Origin of the sequence: Pseudochelatococcus sp. (genome assembly GCF_050946405.1) — a bacterium.
Lineage (GTDB): Bacteria > Pseudomonadota > Alphaproteobacteria > Rhizobiales > Beijerinckiaceae > Pseudochelatococcus.
This window is the reverse complement of sequence record NZ_JBMNUS010000018.1, coordinates 1-17,940: the sequence shown is the minus strand read 5'-3', so window position 1 is coordinate 17,940 and position 17,940 is coordinate 1. Positions and strand designations below refer to the sequence as shown.

At 66.3% G+C, this 17,940-nt stretch carries 16 protein-coding genes; 10 read left to right on the top strand and 6 right to left on the bottom strand.

Translation table 11 applies throughout. The annotated features are described in order from the left end of the window. The first annotated feature begins 72 nt into the window (after positions 1–72). Positions 73–1,704, top strand: a complete 1,632-nt coding sequence (locus ACOYJQ_RS18245) for an AMP-binding protein (protein WP_433460475.1) — start codon at positions 73–75, stop codon at positions 1,702–1,704. Positions 1,705–1,719: 15 nt separating this feature from the next. On the opposite strand, the gene ACOYJQ_RS18240 is transcribed toward ACOYJQ_RS18245, so the two are convergent. Both ACOYJQ_RS18240 and ACOYJQ_RS18235 read right to left on the bottom strand, forming a co-directional pair. Then, a complete protein-coding gene (locus ACOYJQ_RS18240; RefSeq protein ID WP_433460474.1) occupies positions 1,720–3,300 on the bottom strand; it encodes a phytoene desaturase family protein in 1,581 nt (526 codons plus the stop codon). 22 nt (positions 3,301–3,322) lie between these two features. Continuing rightward, positions 3,323–4,114: a cyclase family protein gene (locus ACOYJQ_RS18235; RefSeq protein WP_433460473.1), complete on the bottom strand. Its 792-nt coding sequence runs from the start codon at positions 4,112–4,114 to the stop codon at positions 3,323–3,325. A gap of 295 nt (positions 4,115–4,409) precedes the next feature. On the opposite strand from ACOYJQ_RS18235, the gene ACOYJQ_RS18230 reads away from it, so the two are divergent. After that, a complete protein-coding gene (locus ACOYJQ_RS18230) occupies positions 4,410–5,381 on the top strand; it encodes an AraC family transcriptional regulator (RefSeq protein WP_433460472.1) in 972 nt (323 codons plus the stop codon). A 73-nt stretch (positions 5,382–5,454) separates the two neighbouring features. On the opposite strand, the gene ACOYJQ_RS18225 is transcribed toward ACOYJQ_RS18230, so the two are convergent. The 3 genes from ACOYJQ_RS18225 to ACOYJQ_RS18215 are packed head-to-tail and all read right to left on the bottom strand — an operon-like array spanning position 5,455 to position 7,972. Beyond that, complete coding sequence (locus ACOYJQ_RS18225) at positions 5,455–6,261, bottom strand: SDR family oxidoreductase (RefSeq protein WP_433460471.1); 807 nt, start codon at positions 6,259–6,261, stop codon at positions 5,455–5,457. Further along, positions 6,258–6,758, bottom strand: coding sequence for a flavin reductase family protein (locus ACOYJQ_RS18220; RefSeq protein ID WP_433460470.1), 501 nt, complete (start codon positions 6,756–6,758; stop codon positions 6,258–6,260). The genes ACOYJQ_RS18225 and ACOYJQ_RS18220 overlap by 4 nt, the downstream gene beginning before the upstream one ends. Further along, positions 6,755–7,972 (bottom strand): styrene monooxygenase/indole monooxygenase family protein, encoded by a 1,218-nt coding sequence (locus ACOYJQ_RS18215; protein WP_433460468.1) that lies wholly within the window; start codon positions 7,970–7,972, stop codon positions 6,755–6,757. The genes ACOYJQ_RS18220 and ACOYJQ_RS18215 overlap by 4 nt, the downstream gene beginning before the upstream one ends. A 363-nt stretch (positions 7,973–8,335) precedes the next feature. Between ACOYJQ_RS18215 and ACOYJQ_RS18210 the strand changes: the two genes are divergently transcribed. The 8 genes from ACOYJQ_RS18210 (at position 8,336) to ACOYJQ_RS18175 (ending at position 17,510) form a co-directional block, all read left to right on the top strand. Then, complete coding sequence (locus ACOYJQ_RS18210; RefSeq protein WP_433460466.1) at positions 8,336–9,403, top strand: nitrilase-related carbon-nitrogen hydrolase; 1,068 nt, start codon at positions 8,336–8,338, stop codon at positions 9,401–9,403. A gap of 199 nt (positions 9,404–9,602) precedes the next feature. Continuing rightward, complete coding sequence (locus tag ACOYJQ_RS18205) at positions 9,603–10,595, top strand: helix-turn-helix domain-containing protein (protein ID WP_433460465.1); 993 nt, start codon at positions 9,603–9,605, stop codon at positions 10,593–10,595. A gap of 315 nt (positions 10,596–10,910) precedes the next feature. Continuing rightward, entirely contained in the window at positions 10,911–12,098 is a 1,188-nt protein-coding gene (locus ACOYJQ_RS18200) for an ABC transporter substrate-binding protein (protein ID WP_433460464.1), read from the top strand. 113 nt (positions 12,099–12,211) lie between these two features. After that, positions 12,212–13,138 carry a branched-chain amino acid ABC transporter permease gene (locus ACOYJQ_RS18195; protein ID WP_433460462.1) on the top strand — a complete coding sequence of 309 codons (927 nt, stop codon included), beginning with the start codon at positions 12,212–12,214 and terminating at the stop codon, positions 13,136–13,138. Between the two features lie 2 nt (positions 13,139–13,140). Next, positions 13,141–14,139 carry a branched-chain amino acid ABC transporter permease gene (locus ACOYJQ_RS18190; protein WP_433460494.1) on the top strand — a complete coding sequence of 333 codons (999 nt, stop codon included), beginning with the start codon at positions 13,141–13,143 and terminating at the stop codon, positions 14,137–14,139. Then, positions 14,132–14,920 carry an ABC transporter ATP-binding protein gene (locus ACOYJQ_RS18185; RefSeq protein WP_433460460.1) on the top strand — a complete coding sequence of 263 codons (789 nt, stop codon included), beginning with the start codon at positions 14,132–14,134 and terminating at the stop codon, positions 14,918–14,920. The genes ACOYJQ_RS18190 and ACOYJQ_RS18185 overlap by 8 nt, the downstream gene beginning before the upstream one ends. Positions 14,921–14,923: 3 nt before the next feature. Continuing rightward, positions 14,924–15,640, top strand: coding sequence for an ABC transporter ATP-binding protein (locus ACOYJQ_RS18180; RefSeq protein ID WP_433460459.1), 717 nt, complete (start codon positions 14,924–14,926; stop codon positions 15,638–15,640). 160 nt (positions 15,641–15,800) lie between these two features. Continuing rightward, positions 15,801–17,510 carry an AMP-binding protein gene (locus ACOYJQ_RS18175; RefSeq protein ID WP_433460458.1) on the top strand — a complete coding sequence of 570 codons (1,710 nt, stop codon included), beginning with the start codon at positions 15,801–15,803 and terminating at the stop codon, positions 17,508–17,510. Between the two features lie 137 nt (positions 17,511–17,647). Here the strand turns inward: ACOYJQ_RS18175 and ACOYJQ_RS18170 are convergent. Beyond that, positions 17,648–17,940, bottom strand: a 293-nt coding sequence (locus tag ACOYJQ_RS18170) for a transporter (RefSeq protein WP_433460456.1), incomplete at its 5' end; no start/stop codon positions are given.

Here is a 17,940-nt window from a genome sequence, read left to right as displayed (position 1 = left end):
TTAAAATTTTTGGAATAGCCTCTATCGTCATGAGAACCAAAGCATCCGGCAACCGGAGGAGAGGGGGAATCCATGATGTCGATCGTGTCTCCATTCGCGGCTTTCGCCGCATCCGCATCGCATGCGCCCGACACGCCGTTCCTGATCGCGCCCGCGAGCGCGGGGTTGAGCGATGCGCCCGAAGGTTTTCGCATCGGTTACGGGGCGCTCGCCGCGGACATCGACGCCCTGCGGGCGCGCTACCGGGCGGCGGGTTACGGGCGCGGAACGCGCGTCGCGCTGCTGCTCGACAACCGGCCGGCGTTCTTCGCGCATTGGCTGGCGCTCAACGCGCTCGGCGCGTCGATCGTGCCGCTCAATCCGGATCTGCGGGCGGACGAGATGGCGTTCCAGCTTGCGCTGTCGCGGGCGCAACTCGTCGTTGCCGCGCATGAGCGCATGGAAGGGGTGCGCGGCGTCGATCCGGGAGAGGCGCGGCTGATCGAGGCCGGCGACGTCATTCCCCCCGCGCGGATCGACGTGCGGGATGAGCGTCCCCCGGCGGAAGACGACGAATGCGCGCTGCTCTTCACCTCCGGCAGCACGGGGCGGCCGAAAGGCTGCATCCTCTCCAACCGCTATTTCATGCAGTTGTCCGAATGGTACGTGACGCAGGGCGGCGTCGCCTCCCTGACTCCGGGCGAGGAAGTGGTGCTGACGCCGCTGCCCATGTTCCACATGAACGCGCTCGGCTGTAGCGCGGTCGGCATGATGCGTATCGGCGGCGCGGTGGTGCCGCTCGATCGCTTTTCCGCCGGCCGCTGGTGGGCGAGCGTCGCGGACAGCGGCGCGACGGTGGTGCATTGCCTCGGCGTCATTCCCGCCATCCTGCTGGAGCTGCCCGCGTCGCCCCTTGAGCGCCGCCACCGGGTGAAGTTCGCACTGGCGCCGGGGGTCGACGCGAACCACCGGGCGGCCTTCGAGGCGCGCACCGGCATTCCCGTCGTCGAGGCATGGGCGATGACGGAAACGGGCGGCGCGGCGGTCACTTCGACGGCGGGAGAGGGCGGCGCCTTCGGTCCGCGCTGCATCGGCCGGCCGGTCCCCGCCATGGACTATCGCCTTGCCGACGACGCCGGCGCCGATGTCCGGCCCGGCGAGCCGGGGGAACTGCTGGTGCGCGCCCGCGGCGACGATCCCCGCCGGGGCTTTTTCAGCGGTTATCTGGACGATCCGCAGGCGACCGAGGAGGCATGGGCGGGCGGCTGGTTCCACACCGGCGACGTCGTGTATGGCGATGACAAGGGATTGCTGTATTTCTTCGACCGCAAGAAGAGCATCGTCCGCCGCAGCGGCGAGAACATCGCCGTGCTGGAGGTCGAGGCCGCGCTGAACCGCCTGCCCGGCGTCGAGGCCAGCGCCGTCGCGCCCGTTGCCGATCCGTTGCGGGGGGAAGAGGTGTTCGCTTTCGTCGTCGCATCGGGAGCGGGGGAACGGGACGGCGGGCTCGCGGAGGCCATCCTCGCACAGGCCGCGCGAACGCTGGCCTATCACAAGCTGCCGGGCTACGTCGCCTTCGTCGATAGCCTGCCGCTCGCCGCGACCCGGAAACTCGCGCGCGGCGTCATCAGGGAGAACGCCGCGCGCGCGGCCGAGGACGGTTCCGCCTTCGACCTGCGGGCGCTGAAGGGCGGGTTCCGGGCGAGACCGGCCGCCGCACCGTAACCGGCCATGCCGCCTTCAGCGAAGGGTGCTGCCGAGCAGGAACCCGGAGCCGCCGCCGAGGCCCGGCCCCGGATGGGTGGCGGCGCCGATATGGTAGAGCCCGCGCACGTGGGTCGCATGATTGACCGAGCGCGTGAACGGCCGCCAGATGAAGAACTGGTCGAGGCCGCACTGGCCGCCGTAGGGGTCGCCGCCGACGAGATTGACGTTGAGCGCTTCGAGATCGGCAGGTGAGTAGCTCTTGCGGGCGATGACGGCGTCGTCGAAGTTCTCGATGTGGCGGCGCAGGATGGCTTCGACACGATCGGCGAACCGCTCGCGGATCGCCTCGGTCCAGCGGCCGTCGCTCTCCGTCACGATCTCGCCGGCGGCGTCGCCCTTGATATGGCGCGGGGCCTCGGGCAATTGCAGCCAGAGGATGGCCTGTCCCGCCGGCGCGCGGCCCGGATCGAGCGCCGTGGGCTGGCCGACGCAGACGGTCGGCACGGCGGGGAGCAGGCCGCGTTCCGCCTCGTTGGCGGCGCGGGACACGCCGTCGAGGCCGGGCGTCAGGTGGATCAGCGCCACGTCGTCGAGGCCGGATGTCCTCCATCGCGGTTTTTCCCGCAGGGCATAGTGGATCTGCATGTCGCCCTTGCCGTAGCGGTAGCGGGCGACGCCTTCCGCGACCTCCGGCGGAAGGGGCCGGCCGGCGAGCAACTTGCCGTAGAGCCGGGAGGGTGCCACCGAGCAGATGACGCCCTTCGCGGCGGTGAGCGTCTCGCCGTCCGCAAGGCGCACACCCCGCGCGGTGCCGGCGTCGTCCACCATGACCGAGGCGACTTCCGCGCGGGTGCGCACGGTGCCGCCCTGCTCTGCGATCAGCCCTGCGAACGCCCGCACGGCGTTGACGGCCCCGCCCTTGACGACGGGCGCGCCGGCGGCTTCCAGCGCGAAGCCGATGACCTTGACCATCTCGCCCGAATAGGCGTTCTCGGGATTGAGCCCGCAATGCAGCACCCAGGGCGCGAAAAGCGCTTGCACGAGGTCGGATTCGTAGCGCGCCTCCAGATAGGGCCTGGCCGGGACGAGCGCCTCGCCGAAGAAGGCGGCGAGGCCGCGCAGGCCGCGCTTCCACGCTTCCCGTGTGACGACCTTCAGCATATCGAGCGACCACAGCCGCCCGCCGAGCAGGCCGAAGACGAAGCCGGCATCGGCTGCGAAGCGCTCCATTTCCCGCCGGAAGGCTTCTCCGTCGGCTGAAGCGGCGGCGTTGAAGGCGGCGACGTTCTTCGCCCTGTCCGTGGACAGCGCGAGATGGCGGCCGTCGGGCAGCAGCACCGCCGTGGGGTTCGGCGTGTTGCGGAATTCCAGCCCGTGGCGGGCGAGATCGGCCCCGAGCGCGGCATATGCCGGCGAGGTGGTGAACAGCACGAAAGTGGTCGCCATCACGTCGTGGATAAAGCCGGGCGCCGTCACGGCCTCGGTGCGCAGGCAGCCCCCGGCGGTCGCCTCGCGTTCCAGCACCAGCACCTTGTTGCCTTTCCTGCCCAGCAGGGCGGCGGCGACGAGGGCGTTGATGCCGCTCCCCACGATGATGTAATCCGCATCAGCCATCTCTTTCATCCCCGTCCGTTTCTCAACCGCGCGGCACGAGCGCGATGGCGCGCACCGGGCTGCCGGTGCCGCCGACGATCTTCAGCGGGGCCACCACCAGCAGGGCGCCGGTCGCGGGCAGCCTGTCGAGGTTGACGAGGCTCGCGAGGCCGTAGGCGCCCGCGCCGAGCAGCAGGTTGTGGGCGGGGAAGGGCGGATCGAACGTGACCGCGTTGCCCGCATCGGTGCCGACGCACTCGTTGCCGAAGCCGAGCGCGCCCCTCTCCACGAGATATCGCACGGCGTCGACACTGGGGCCCGGCGTGTGCGGGCCGTCCGCGTCCGTGTTGAGGAACGCCTCGGTGCTCGTATTGCGCGGATACCAGTCCGAGCGCAGCAGCACCCATACGCCTCTCGGGATGGGGCCGTGTTCCGCCTCCCAGTTCCTGATGTCGTCCGCCGTCAGCAGGAAATCGGGGTCGGCGGCGACTTCCTTCGAGCGGTCGATCACGATGGCGGGCGCCACGAAATGCCGCACCGGGATGGTGTCGATCGTGTTGTCCGGCAGGTCCTTGCCGGACACCCAGTGTGACGGCGCGTCGAAATGGGTGCCGGTGTGTTCACCGAGTTCCAGCCAGTTCCACGCCCACCAGGGGCCGTCCTGATCGTAGGCGGAGATCCTGTGGATCGCGACCTTCGGCGTGTTCCGCGCGAAATCCGGCGGCAGGTGCAGGACCGGCGTGTCCGGGCCGAGCGGAGCCGTGAGGTCTACGATCTCGATCGTGCCTGCGGCGAGGGCGGCCGCGAGATCGGCCAGAGATTGCTGCGTGCTCATGTTCCACCTCTTTGATTTTTCTGGAATTTCGTTTATTTTTCAGGGTCTTGTCTTTCATTTGCAGACCCGCTGCAACTGAAAGCATATCTGGAAAACGGGGCAAGGAAAGATATTTTATAATCAAAATATCTGTCTGCGCCGGGAGGAGCGATGGGCAGGGAGTCATCGAAAGAGGGCGATGGATAAGGGGTTTGGCAAACCGCTTGTCAGCCGCCGATCCGCATTATAAGTTTAAACTTAAACAATATGACGGGAACATCTTTCACTTCGGGACACAATAGGGAGGCAGCCGCCCATGGCTCCGGAACGCCCTCTTGCCCGCTATGCACGCTTCGCCACCACAGCCGTGGATGAAGCCCGGGAGCAGGTTGCTGAGGTTTATTGCGATCATCGTCTCGACCTTCTCGGAGGTGCGCGCCGGCTCGGTGCCTGGCAGAACATGGCGCGCCTCGGATCCGTGAGCGTCGGCGCGATGAGTTACGGCGCGGATGTGGAAGTGGTCCCCGGCCGGCTCGGGGATTTCTATCTCCTGATGCTGCCTTATGCCGGCACCGCCGATGTCCGTCACGGCGAGCAGCATGCCGCGGCGACGGACCGGTGCGGCACGGTGCTCAATCCCGACGCCCCGACGCGCATGAGCTGGTCGGCGGATTGCGACAAGATCATGGTGCGCATCGACCGGCGGGCGCTGGAGAACCAGCTCTCCGCCATGCTGGGAGGCGCCCCGGTGAAGCGCCTCGCCTTCGATCTCGCCACGCCGCTCAACGGCGGGATGGCGCGCTGGTGGCGCGCTGTCGGCCTGTTGATCGAGGATCTCGATGCGTCGCCGCATGCGTGCCGGTCCTTTGCCGCCAGTCTGCACGAATCCCTGTTGCTCGTGAGCTTGCTGGAGCACCAGCCCAACAATTACAGCGACCGTCTGTCCGCCCGCTGCGCGGCGATCGCGCCGCGCCATGTGCGCAACGTCGAAGCCTATGTCGAGGCCAATGCCGACAAGCCGCTCACCATCGACGACCTCGTGGCCGTGAGCGGCGTGAGCAGCCGCGCGCTGTTCGAAGGCTTTCGCCGGTTCCGCGGCATCTCGCCGCTTGCCTATGTCCGCACGATCCGCATGCGCATGGTGCGCGAACAATTGCTCAATCCGCGGGATGCCGACACGGTTACCTCCATCGCCACCCAATGGGGCTTCTACCAGCTCGGCCGCTTCGCCACGCAATACCGGCAGATGTTCGGCGAAACGCCGTCGCAGACATTGCGGCGGCGTTGACGCGGCTCGATCGCCGTCAGCGCCTTCCGATCGGACGGAATCATTCGATCGATCAGAAATCGCTCAAAATCAGCTAACGCACGCTGCCGCTGCCGCCGGTCAGCTCCGCGATGGCCTGGCCGGCGCCTTCCGGGCCGAGGGCCGTATAGCCGCCGTCGACCTTGAGTTCGGAACCGGTGGTGAAGCTCGCCCGGTCCGACAGCAGGAACAGCACGCCCGCCGCCACTTCGGCGCCCCGTCCGACGCGTCCGAGCAGGTGGTACCGCCCGCCGACGCGATCCGCCTTCTCCTGGTCGTTGCCCGAAAGGCCCGCGATGGGGTCGCTCCATATCCAGCCCGCGATCAGGGTGTTGGCGCGGATGCCGTCCTTCGCGTAATCGAGCGCCTGGGAATGGGTCAGGTGCAGGATCGCGGCCTTGGAAACCGGATAGGTCCAGCGGCCCGATTGCGCCGCATAGGCGCTGATCGATGAGATGTTGACGATGGCGCCCCTGGTTTTCGCCAGATGCGGCCGGGCTTTTTCGCTGAGCAGGGCGCTGGAGACGACGTTCGTGTCGAGCGTGTTGAGCCACGATGCGCGGCTGCTCGCGGCGCCGTCGTCGTCGTAGACGGCCGCGTTGTTGACGACGAAGTCCAGCCGGCCGAGCGCGCCGGCTGCGGCCACCAGCGCATCGAGGTCCTCGTCCTTGCGGATGTCCGTCTCGACGTAGCGCACCTTGTCGCCGAGTTCCCGGACGACGGCCTCGCCCGCATCCCTGCTGCGCGCGCCGACGACTACGGTAATGCCGGCATCGGCCAATGCCGTGGTGATGTCCAGCCCGATGCTGGCCGCGCCGCCGGTGACGATGGCGACTTTCCCGTTGAAGTCCGTCATGGTCATGCTCTCTCCGGTTGTGGTTGTTGCAGGTAGCTGTATCCGCCCCCGAAGTAGAGCAGGGGGTCGCCTTCGTTGTGGTGGTGCGCCGTCACTTCTCCGACGAAGATCAGATGGTCTCCGGCGTCGAGCGGCAGCGTGATCCGGCAGGAGAACTGGGCCAACGCCCCGGCGATCACCGGCACACCGCCGAGATCCTCGAAGGCGACCTCCCGTTCCGGGCCGTTGCGCGCCGAGAAGTGGCGCGACAGATGCTGTTGCTCGCGGCTGAGGACGGAAAGGCCGTAATGGCCCGACTCCTGTAGCGCCTGCCGCATCGCGGCGCGCCGGTCGACGCAGATCAGCACGAGCGGCGGCGTGAGCGACACGGAGGTGAATGAATTCGCCGTCATGCCGTGAACGCGGTCTCCCCAGCGGGTGGTCACGACGAGCACTCCCGTCGCGAACCGGCCGAGAGCCCGGCGCAGTTGCACCGGATCGACGGTTGGAACTGCGTCGCTCATGCAGCCACCCCCAGGAACGCATCGGCGGCCTGCGGATCGGCGATGACGGGGAAGAAGGTGCGCGGATCGTTGAAACCGTTCGCGAACCAGTGCGCGACGCGGGGATCGTGCTGGGCGGCGGCGAGCACTTTCTGCTGATTCTCCGTCGGCGGCAGCAGGATGCCGTTCGTCCATTCCACCACGAAGCGGGCATAGTCCCAGTAGCGCTCGAAGGCGTCCTGCATGAAGGCCGCATCGAACGGCCGGTCGCCATGGTCGAGGATCGCGGCGAGGTAGGCGGCCGCGGCGTGGCTGGCGTTGTTCGATCCCTGCCCCGTGACCGGGTCGTTGAGGCACACGGAATCCCCCATGCCGAGCGCGAGGCCGCCCGAGGGCAGGGTCAGGATCGGCTTGCGGATGGTGGGCGGGAAGCGGCCGGCGAGCACGCCGAGGTCGTCCGTCAGCACGCAGTCCTTGCTGCGCTCGTATTCGTCCGGCACGTATTCCCTGAGAATGCGCAGGCTCTCCGCGAAATGCTCCTCCGGGCCCTTCACCTCAGCCCATCTGTCCATCGGGCCGCCGATGATGCCCTCGAAGACCATGATCTCGCACGGTCCGCTCAGGGTGAGCGCGGGAAAGACGAAGTATTCCCCGATGCCGGGAACGGCGTTGAAGTTGACGGCCGTATGTTTCTCGCGGGCCCGCATGCCGTGCACATAGGTCAGCGCGAGCGATCGCTGCGGCTTGTCGAAGCGCGAGCGGGTTTCGTCCCGCTGGAACAGCCTGCCGATCTCGCCCTTGCCGGAAGCGACGATCACGAGGTCGCTTTCCTTGTGGAGATCCTCCAGCTCGGGAATGCCGACGTCGGCGATGCGCAGTTCCCCGCCCGCCGCGATGAAGGCGTCCATCCAGCGAGGCATTTTGAGACGCTGGTCGATGGATTGCGCCGGCCTGTCGAGCCGGGCGGACCATTTGAGGGCGTTTCCGCCACCCGGCACCGGCACCGCGAACTGAATGCCCTCGACCGGCACCTCGCCCTCCCAGAAATTGAGGCCGAGGTCGCGCTCGTTCTGGAGCGCGCGGTCGAACATGCACTGGCTGGACGTCACACGCCCGTTGCGGATCTGCTCCCCTGTCTGATTGGAGGTGATCACCACCTCAAAGCCGCGCTCGAGCAATCCGACGCCGAGCTGCAATCCGGCTTGTCCTGCGCCGACGATGGAAATTTTCGCCATTTCTTCCTCTCTGTTATGATGTTTGTTCGCAGAGATGATAGAAACTGTTTCATGCGGGACTATGCGCGCAGCGCGGCGGCTGTGCGCATAGTGCGGAATAATGGCCGGCAAATCGCCTCGGCGCGCCCTCGCACAAAAAGGAAGGCCGTTTTGCGCAAACACGGCATTCGTTGCGCGTAATCGTTAACGGTCCGATTCCGTCATTGCTATCATCCATCCAACGGCGCCACGGATGCGCCGAAAAGAAGAGTTCGGAGGGGAGCAGGCATGAAGCACTCCGCGCAGCCGCGGCAGGGAATGTCCGCGCATTCCCGCTGACCTGATCTCCCGCTTTTTCCATCGTCGGAACCGAGGAGCGACACCATGGTCGAGCCGTACAATTGCGTTGGCCTGATTCCCACCGTCTGGGGCATCCGCAGGCGCGAGGACATCCTGAAGAACATCGAGCATCTGGGGCATCTGACCAAGGCCGCCGCCTGGCTTTCGAGCCTCGACATTCCCGTGCGCCTGCTGGTCGTTCCCGAAGGCGGGCTCCAGGGCTTCAACGACGAGGTGCTCGATCTCGACCATGTGGACTTCGCCAATACTTGCGCCATCGATGTTCCGGGGCCGGAAACCGAGGCGCTGGGCAGGATCGCCCGCGAATACGATGTCTTCATCATGGCGCAGGCCAAGGCCCGGCACCCGGACTGGAAGGACCGCTTCTTCAACGTGGGCTTCGTGCTCGACCCCAGGGGCGAGGTCATCCTCCAGCACTACAAGCTGGCGACCCTGTATCCGGTCGAGCACAGTGTCACGCCGCACGATATCTTCGACTGGTGGATCGAGAAATACGGCCGCACGCTTCAGGCCTTCTGGCCGGTGGTCGATACCGAGATCGGACGCCTCGGGGTGATGATGGCCAATGAGGCGTCCTATCCCGAAAACGGACGCGGCCTGGCGCTGAACGGCTGCGAGGTCGCCTACCGCGCCTCCTTCCCGCATCCGGGCACAGGCAACGACTTCTTCGAGATATCGTCCCGCGCCCGCGCGCTGGAGAACAACATGTACGTGCTGTCGCCGAACATGGGCACCTACTATCTCTTCCCGGACTCGACGACGCCGATCGACACGTTCGGGGGGCGCTCCTTCATCATCGACCATCGCGGCGCCATCGTCGGCAAGCAGGAATACGGCGGCGGATCGACCTATGTCGCGGGTGTCATCAACATCGAGCAGTTGCGCCATCACCGCGCCACGGCGCAGGTCTCCAACTGGCTGAAGGACGTGCGGTCGGAACTCGCCCGGATCATCTACGAACAGGAAATCTATCCGAAGAATCTGTACCTCGACCGCGAGCCGTTCAAGCACGAGGAATACAAGAAGGAGATCATCGACCGTCAGGTCGCGCTCCTGCAGGAACGCGGGGTGTGGCGCAAGCCCGGCGGCTGAGGGCGCAGGAGACGAAGGCGATGGACCTTTGCCTGCGACAATGCCAACAATACGGCAAGCAACAGAGCGCTTTCCGATCGGACGGAATCACCTGATCGATATGAATTCGCTCCAAATCAAAGAGTTAGATCATTTCTGCGTTTCAACGAAACGTGGAAATGGTCTGGATGCTGGCTTCCGAGGGGGAGAGGGCCGCCGGATGTCGTCCGTCATTCCCGGTGTCGATGGTTTTCCGATGGGCGCGGCCACCAAGCTGCGCGGCGGCGATTTGTGCGTGGTGGAGAAAATGGTGGGCGATCTTGCCGCGCCGCGCCGCATAGCGCCGCGCGCCAGCCGCTGCTCGCCGAATATCCGCGTCAGCCATGTCGGCCTGAATGTCGGCCATCTCTTCGGCGTGCAGCACAGGTCCGCGGTCCACGTCACGTCGGCCCCGATCGGTATCTATCAGGTCATGGTGCCGCTGAGCGGGCGGCTGATCGGCGCCTGCGAAACCATCGCCGTGCCGGGATTTGCGCTGATCTACACGCCAAAGGAGCGCCTCGACACGAGCTGGAGCGACGACTGCGTCGCACTGGTCCTGTCCGTCTCTCCCGAAAAGGCCGCGGCGCTTGCCCGTGCGGCTTTCCCCGGTCTGGAACTCGACAGGGTGCCGGCGAGGCCGTTGATGCGGCTGAGCGAAGGCGCCGGACGCAGCTTCGCCAACGCGCTCGGCGCCATCTGCCAGGAAAGCGTCGATCCGGCTTCGGCCTTCAGCCGCGGCGTCACGGCCCGGTCGCTGGAGGAGAGCCTGCTGTTGTCGCTGCTGGCGCAGTTCACACGCGACGGCGACGCGCGGCTCCCCGCGGCCGATGCGCCCGGCGGCAAGCGGCGGACCTATGTCGGGCGGGCGGTGGATTATATCGATGCCCACCGGGCGGACGACATCACCCTGGTCGATTTGATCCGTGTCGCGGGCGTCTCCGCCCGGACTCTGCAATACGGGTTCACCGAACGGTTCGGGGTCGGGCCGATGACTTACCTGAAGCGGCTGCGCATGCAGTGCGTCCGCGACGCCCTGCGCAGCGCGCCACCGGAAAGCTGTTCGGTCGGGAACGTTGCGGCGCAATGGGGCTTCTACAACGGCAGCGCCTTCGCCCGTGTCTACCGCCGCATGTTCGGCGAACTGCCGTCGGAGACGCTCTCCCGCCGGTGACCGGGACGGCCTCGCTTGCGGGAGCCTCGCGGATAGCGGGCAGGTTGGAAAATGCTCTGTTGCAGCAAAATGGTTTATGTGTAAAATAAATTGAGGGGTGCAAAGACGCCCCGTCGCATCGGCGCGCAGACCGCGGGGGAGCTTTGCTTGCGGCCGCGCGCTCAAAACTGAGGGATCTGGAGTATGTCCCGTTTCAATCTAAACGGGACATATTCGAGGCTGAATACCTAAGAACGGTCCAGAGAACCAATGGACTTCCGGCGGCGCGGCGATTTCGTGTTGAACGGAGGCCACTGTTTGAACAGGGGAACATTCATGCTGTCGAACCGGGTTGCAGCCGCGGGGCTGATCTGTCTTTCCTATACGATATCGTCTTTCATCGCCCTTCCGGCTGCGCAGGCTGCTGACGGCAAGCTCAAGATCGGCCTGATCTATACGCTGAGCGGCCCCGCCGCCGTGCTGGGCGAGCAGTCGCGCGACGGCTTCCTGCTGGCTGCGGAGAAGCTCGGAGGGAAGTTCGGCGGCCTTGAGACCGAGATCATCGTGGTGGACGACGAGCAGAAACCGGACGTCGCGGTGAACAAGGTACGCGAGCTGGTGGAGCGGGAAAAGGTCGATTTCGTCATCGGTCCGATTTTCTCCAACGTCCTCAATGCGATCGTCAGGCCCGTCACCGGCGCCGGCGCCTTCCTGATCAGCACCAATGCGGGCACTTCCAATCTGGCGGGGCCGGAGTGCAACGCCAACCTGTTCGTGACCTCGTACCAGAACGACCAGATTCACGAAGTGCTCGGCAAGTATGCCCAGAACCAGGGCTACAAGCGCCTGTTCCTGCTCGCGCCGAACTATCAGGCGGGCAAGGACGCGCTGGCCGGTTTCAGGCACTCCTACACGGGCGAGGTGACGAACGAGGTCTATACGCCGCTCGGCCAGCTCGATTTCTCCGCCGAACTCGCACAGATCGCCACCGACCAGCCCGACGCCGTCTTCGCCTTCATGCCCGGCGGCATGGGCGTCAACCTCGTCAGGCAATACCGGCAGGCGGGCCTGGACAATATCCCGTTCCTTTCCGCCTTCACCGTGGACGAAAGCACCTTGCCCGCCCAGAAGGACGCGGCACTCGGCTTCTTCGGCGGCGCGAACTGGGCGCAGAATTTCGACAATCCGCAGTCGCGCGACTTCGTGCAGGCTTACGAGGCGAAGTACGGCAACGTGCCCGCGACCTATGCCATCCAGGCCTACGACGCGGCGCTCGCCATCGACGCGGCGGTGCGGGCGGTCGACGGCAAGATCGGGGACAAGGATAAGCTGCGTGACGCATTGAAGAACGCAGACTTCCAGTCGCTGCGCGGCAACTTCAAATTCGGCCCCAACCATTTTCCCATCCAGGATTTCTACCTGGTAAAAGTGGTCAAGCGTCAGGATGGAAAGTACGCGACCGAGATCGCCGAAAGGATATTCGAGAACTATCAGGATAATTACGTCTCGCAGTGCAAGATCTAGTTGCCACCCGGCCACCTGCGGCCGGAAAGCATTCGATTCTTTCCGGTCGCGACTTTCCCTCCGGCATTCGCGTGCCCCTCTGCGGGTAACGATGAAGGGTTGATGATCCTGCAATGTTCACGCTTTTTCTGATCCAGACACTCAACGGCGTGCAGTTCGGCATCATGCTGTTCCTGGTCGCGGCCGGGCTGACGCTGATCTTCGGCATCATGGACCTGATCAACCTGTCGCATGGTGTGCTCTACATGGTGGGCGCCTATTTCGCCGCGACTTTCGTGGCGCTGACGGATTCCTTCGCGCTCGGCCTGGCTTTGGCGCTGCCCGCCGCCCTCCTGTTCGGCATCCTGCTGGAGTTCCTGGTGTTCCGCCACCTCTACGAGCGCGACCATCTCGACCAGGTGCTGGCGACCTTCGGCCTCATCCTGATCCTCAACGAGGGCGTCAAGGTGATCTGGGGAACGGCCCCGCTCAGCGTGCCGATACCGGAAGCGCTTTCCGGTTCGGTGCAATTGTTCGGCAACGTGCGTTACCCGGTCTATCGCGCCGTCATCATCGCCGCGGGGCTTGCGACGGCGGCGGGGCTCTACGTCCTGGTCAACTTCACCCGCGTCGGCATGCTGCTCAGGGCGGGGGCGTCGAATGCGCCGATGGTCTCGGCGCTCGGCGTCGACATCCGCCGCCTGTTCGCGGTCGTCTTCGGGCTGGGCGCGATGCTCGCCGGACTCGCGGGGGCGCTGGTGGCGCCGATCCTGTCGGTGGAGCCGGGCATGGGCGATTCCGTGCTGATCCTCACCTTCGTGGTCATCGTCGTCGGCGGCGTCGGCTCCGTGCGCGGCGCGTTCATCGCCGCCATTCTGGTCGGCGTGGTGGATACTGTCGGGCGGGTGTTCGGGCCCATCTGGCTGCGTACGGTCCTCGACCCCGCAGCGGCCTCGCAGGCCGGGCGCACGCTCGCGCCGATGCTGATCTACATCCTGATGGCGGCGGTGCTGTTCTTCCGCCCGACGGGCCTGTTCCCGGTACGGGGGGCGGCGCGATGAACATGTCGCCGGCCAACATCGCCCCCGCCCATCTGGCGGAAAGCCGGGTATCGTTCCGCTCGGCCGGTTTCGCGGCGCTCGTCATGTTCGCGGCTCTGGCGCTGCTGCCGCTGCTGGCTGCCGTCACGGGCGACGCCTTCCTGCTGGTGGTCGCCATGCGCGTCATGATCTTCGCCATCGCCGCGCTGTCGCTCGACCTCATTCTCGGCTACGGCGCGCTCGTCTCCTTCGGTCACGCGGCATACATCGGCATCGGCGCTTACGCCGTGGCGATTCTCAACGCCTACGGCGTCAACGACCTTCTGGTCCAGAGCGCCGTCGCGGTGGTCGTCGCCGGGCTGTTCGCCCTGGTGACGGGGGCGATCGGCCTGCGCACGCGTGGCGTCTATTTCATCATGATCACGCTCGCCTTCGGGCAGATGGTCTATTTCCTGACGATCTCCCTGTCGGCCTTCGGCGGCGATGACGGCTACACGCTTCCCGCCCGCTCGACCGTGCTGGGACATGCGGTGCTCGCCGATAACCGGACGATGTTCTATGTCGTGCTCGCGGTGCTGGTCGCGACATTCCTGCTTGCGCGGACCCTGATCGCCTCGCGCTTCGGGCGGGTGCTGCGCGGCACCCGCGACAGCGCCGTCCGCATGCAGGCGATCGGGTTCTCGCCCTTTCCCTATCAGCTCACGGCCTATGTCATCGCGGGCGCGCTCGCGGCGCTCGCCGGCGTGCTGCTCGCCAACCAGGTGGAGTTCGTGTCGCCCGCCTACATGAGCTGGCAGCGCTCGGGCGAGCTGATCGTCATGGTGGTGCTCGGCGGCATGGGCACGCTCGCCGGGCCGATCGCCGGCGCCGCCGTCTTCATCCTGCTGGAAGAATGGCTCGCGGCCTTCTCGCATCACTGGAAGCTCGGCTTCGGCCTTATCCTGCTGCTGACCGTCCTTGCCAGCAAGGACGGCGTCGGCGGCCTCGTGAAGCGCCTGTTCGGAGGATCGCGTCATGGCTGAGGCCGCCGCCGGACCCCTGCTGTCCGTCCGCAACCTGTCGAAGCGGTACGGTGCGCTCATCGTCACCGACGACGTCAGCCTCGACATTCCCGAAAAGGAACTGCACGTCGTCATCGGCCCCAACGGCGCCGGCAAGACGACGCTCATCCACCAGTTGTCCGGCCGGCTGCCGAGCAATGGCGGCCGGGTGGTCTTCGCCGGAGAGGACATCACGCACCTCTCCATGCAGCAGCGGGTGCGGCGGGGGTTGGCGCGCTCGTTCCAGATCACGACGCTGCTCGACGGCTTCACCGTCCTGGAGAACGTGGCCATGGCGGTGCAGGCGCGGTCGGGATCGAGCTTCCGGTTTCTTGCACCCGTCGCGCGCGAGCGCGGGCTCAACGACGAGGCCATGTCGATTCTCGCCCGCCTCGGCCTCGACGACCGGGCGACGCGGCGCGCGGGCAGCCTCTCCCACGGCGAGAAGCGCCAGCTAGAGATCGCCGTCGCGCTCGCCACCCGCGCGCGGATGCTGCTGCTCGACGAGCCGCTCGCGGGCACGAGCCACGAGGAATCCGCCAGGTTGGTCGACCTGATGCGCACGCTGAAGCGCACGCACACGCTGGTGCTCATCGAACACGATATGGACGCCGTCTTCTCGCTCGCGGACCGCATCAGCGTGCTGGTCTACGGCAAGGTGATCGCCTCGGGCGTTCCCTCGGAGGTGCGGGCGCACCCGGAAGTGCGCGCCGCCTATCTCGGGGACGAGGCCGACGCCGCAACCACCGGCAGGAGGGCTTGAGCCATGTTGCGGATCGAGGGACTGGAAAACGCTTACGGCGCCTCGCGCATCCTCTTCGGTGTCGCATTCACCGTGGGCGCAGGCGAAGTCGTGACGCTGCTCGGCCGCAACGGCATGGGCAAGACGACGACGGTGAAGTCGATCTTCGGCCTGCTGCCGCCCAAGGCCGGGCGCATCCTGATCGATGGCGAGGATGTCGCCGGCAAGCCCCCGTTCCAGATCGCGCGGCGCGGCCTGGGGCTGGTGCCGGAAGGCCGGCAGGTGTTCCCGACGCTGAGCGTGGAGGAAAACCTGGTCGCCACCGCCCGCGGCGGCGCGGGGGGCAAGAGTGCGGCAGGCGCTTCCCGCTGGACGCTGGAGAAGGTCTACGCGCTTTTTCCGCGGCTGAAGGAGCGGCGGCGCAACATGGGCAACCAGCTCTCCGGCGGCGAACAGCAGATGCTCGCCATCGGCCGCGCGCTGATGACCAATCCGCGCCTCGTCGTGCTCGATGAGGCGACGGAAGGGCTCGCGCCGTTGATACGCGAGGAAATCTGGGCCTGCCTCAGGGCCATCCGCGACGCAGGCGAAGCGATTCTCGTCATCGACAAGAACGTGGAGGCACTGACGCGCTTTGCCGACCGTCATGTCGTGATCGAAAAGGGCCGCATCGTCTGGACGGGAACGAGCGAGGAACTGCGCCGGACGCCGGAGGTCAAGGAGCGGTTCCTGCAGGTTTGATCGCGGGCCGGAGGGATACCGGGCGACCCGCGTTCAATTGCTTTAACATTAAAATATGTTCCGGGCGATCGAGGCGGCAGGCGGAACGGAACGGCCATGCTGCGGCATGACGCGATGCCCGGAAAGACGGACGGATTCGAATACTCATAAGGAGTGAGACATGTCCCACGATGATGCGGCGCCGGGCGAGCATCTGTCTTCCCACCGGGCTTCCCGCAAGATCTCTCGCAAGACTTCCCATGTCGACACCTTCGTCATCGACGGGTTGCCGCCGCCGCATCTGCTGCCGGAATTCGTCAATCTCGACAGGTTGAACTATCCCGAACGCCTGAACGCCGCCGATGAATTCGTCGACCGGCATGTCCGCGAGGGCCGGGGCGGGCGGCTCGCCGTTCGGGCGCCCGGTGTGCACTGGACCTATGATGACCTCGCGCGCATCGTCAACCGCCTCGCCAATCTGCTCGTCGACGGATTGGGCCTCGTGCCGGGAAACCGGGTGCTGTTGCGCTCGGCCAACACGCCGACCATGGTGGCGCTCTACCTGGCGGTGATCAAGGCGGGCGGCATCGTCGTCGCCACCATGCCGCTGCTCCGGGCGAAGGAGCTTGTGCAGATCATCGACAAGGCCGAGATCACGCTGGCCTTCACCGACGAAACGCTGCTCGGCGAACTGGCCGCGGCGGCGGAAGGCAACGCCTTCCTCAAGCGGGTGGTCGCATGGTCGGGCGATCTCGGCGGGGAACTCGGGCAGCTCGCCGAAGGCGCGCCGGACGTCTTCGAGGCCGTCGACACGCTTTCGAACGACCCGTGCCTGCTGGGGTTCACCTCCGGCACCACGGGCCTGCCGAAGGCGACCATCCATTATCACCGCGACCTGCTGATCATCTGCGATTGCTACGCGAAGGAAATCCTGCGCGCGGAACCTGACGACAGTTTCATCGGCTCGCCGCCGCTGGCGTTCACCTTCGGCCTCGGCGGGCTGGTGCTGTTTCCGTTCCGCGTCGGCGCATCCACGGTGCTGCCCGCGAAGACGGCGCCGGACGATCTCGCCCGCGCCATCGGCGAGTACAGGCCGACCATCTGCTTCACCGCGCCGACGGCCTATCGCGCGATCCTCTCCCGGATCGGGGAATACGACCTGTCGTCGCTGCGCAAATGCGTGTCGGCCGGGGAGGCGCTGCCGCTGCCGACCTTCAATGCCTGGAAGGAGGCGACCGGCCTCACGCTGCTCGACGGCATCGGCGCCACCGAGCTGCTGCACATCTTCATCGCCGCGCCCGAGGAGGCGATCCGCCCCGGCGCCACCGGCAAGCCCGTGCCGAACTACGAGGCGCAGGTGATCGACGACACGGGCAGCCCGGTGCCGGACGGCACGCCCGGGCATCTCGCCGTGCGCGGTCCCATCGGTTGCCGCTATCTCGACGATCCCCGCCAGACCGTCTACGTGCGGCATGGCTGGAACATCACCGGAGACACCTATATCCGCGACGCGGACGGCTACTTCTGGTATCAGGCCCGCAGCGACGACATGATCGTTTCCGCCGGCTACAACATCGGCGGGCCGGAGGTCGAGGCGAGCCTGCTGGCGCACGAGGCCGTGCTGGAATGCGGCGTCGTCGCCGCGCCCGATTCCGAACGCGGCAATGTCGTCAAGGCTTATGTCGTGCTTCGCGAAGGCGTCGTCGGCGATGAAGTGCTGCGCAAGGCGTTGCAGGATCACGTCAAGCGGGATCTTGCCCCTTACAAATATCCGCGCGCCGTCGAATTCGTGGCCGAACTGCCCAAGACCCAATCCGGCAAGTTGCAGCGCGCGGTTTTGCGCAAGCTCGCCCGCGAAGACGCGCCGAACGCCGGCGCCGGCCGTTCATGAAGGCGCAGCGAAGGGCGCGCCGGTGACACCGGCACGCCCTTCGCTGCAAATCGCCCGCTATAGGCGGGAAAACGACGACCCCCATGCCTGCGGGCATGAGGGTCGGGAGGCGCTGGAGAGTGGCGTCGGAACGGACGCTACTCGAAATGATGGACGTATCGCAGCACGTAGCGCTGTCCCTCCGGCCGGTTGCGGGCGGCGAACTCGTGGTAGCCGTTGACGAACAGGAAGTTGTTCTTGTCGACCGCGTAGAGCGCGCCGGGGCCGAGCGCCCAGACGCGCTCCTTGCTGCCCGGCTGGCTATAGCCGTTCACGCGGGTGTTGGTGGTCTGCTGGAGCCAGTAGCCGTTGAGCCCGACGCGCAGCTTGTCCGTCACCGCGTATTCGGTGGCGAAGTTGGCATGGACGGCCTGCCCGGCGCGCGTCTTGA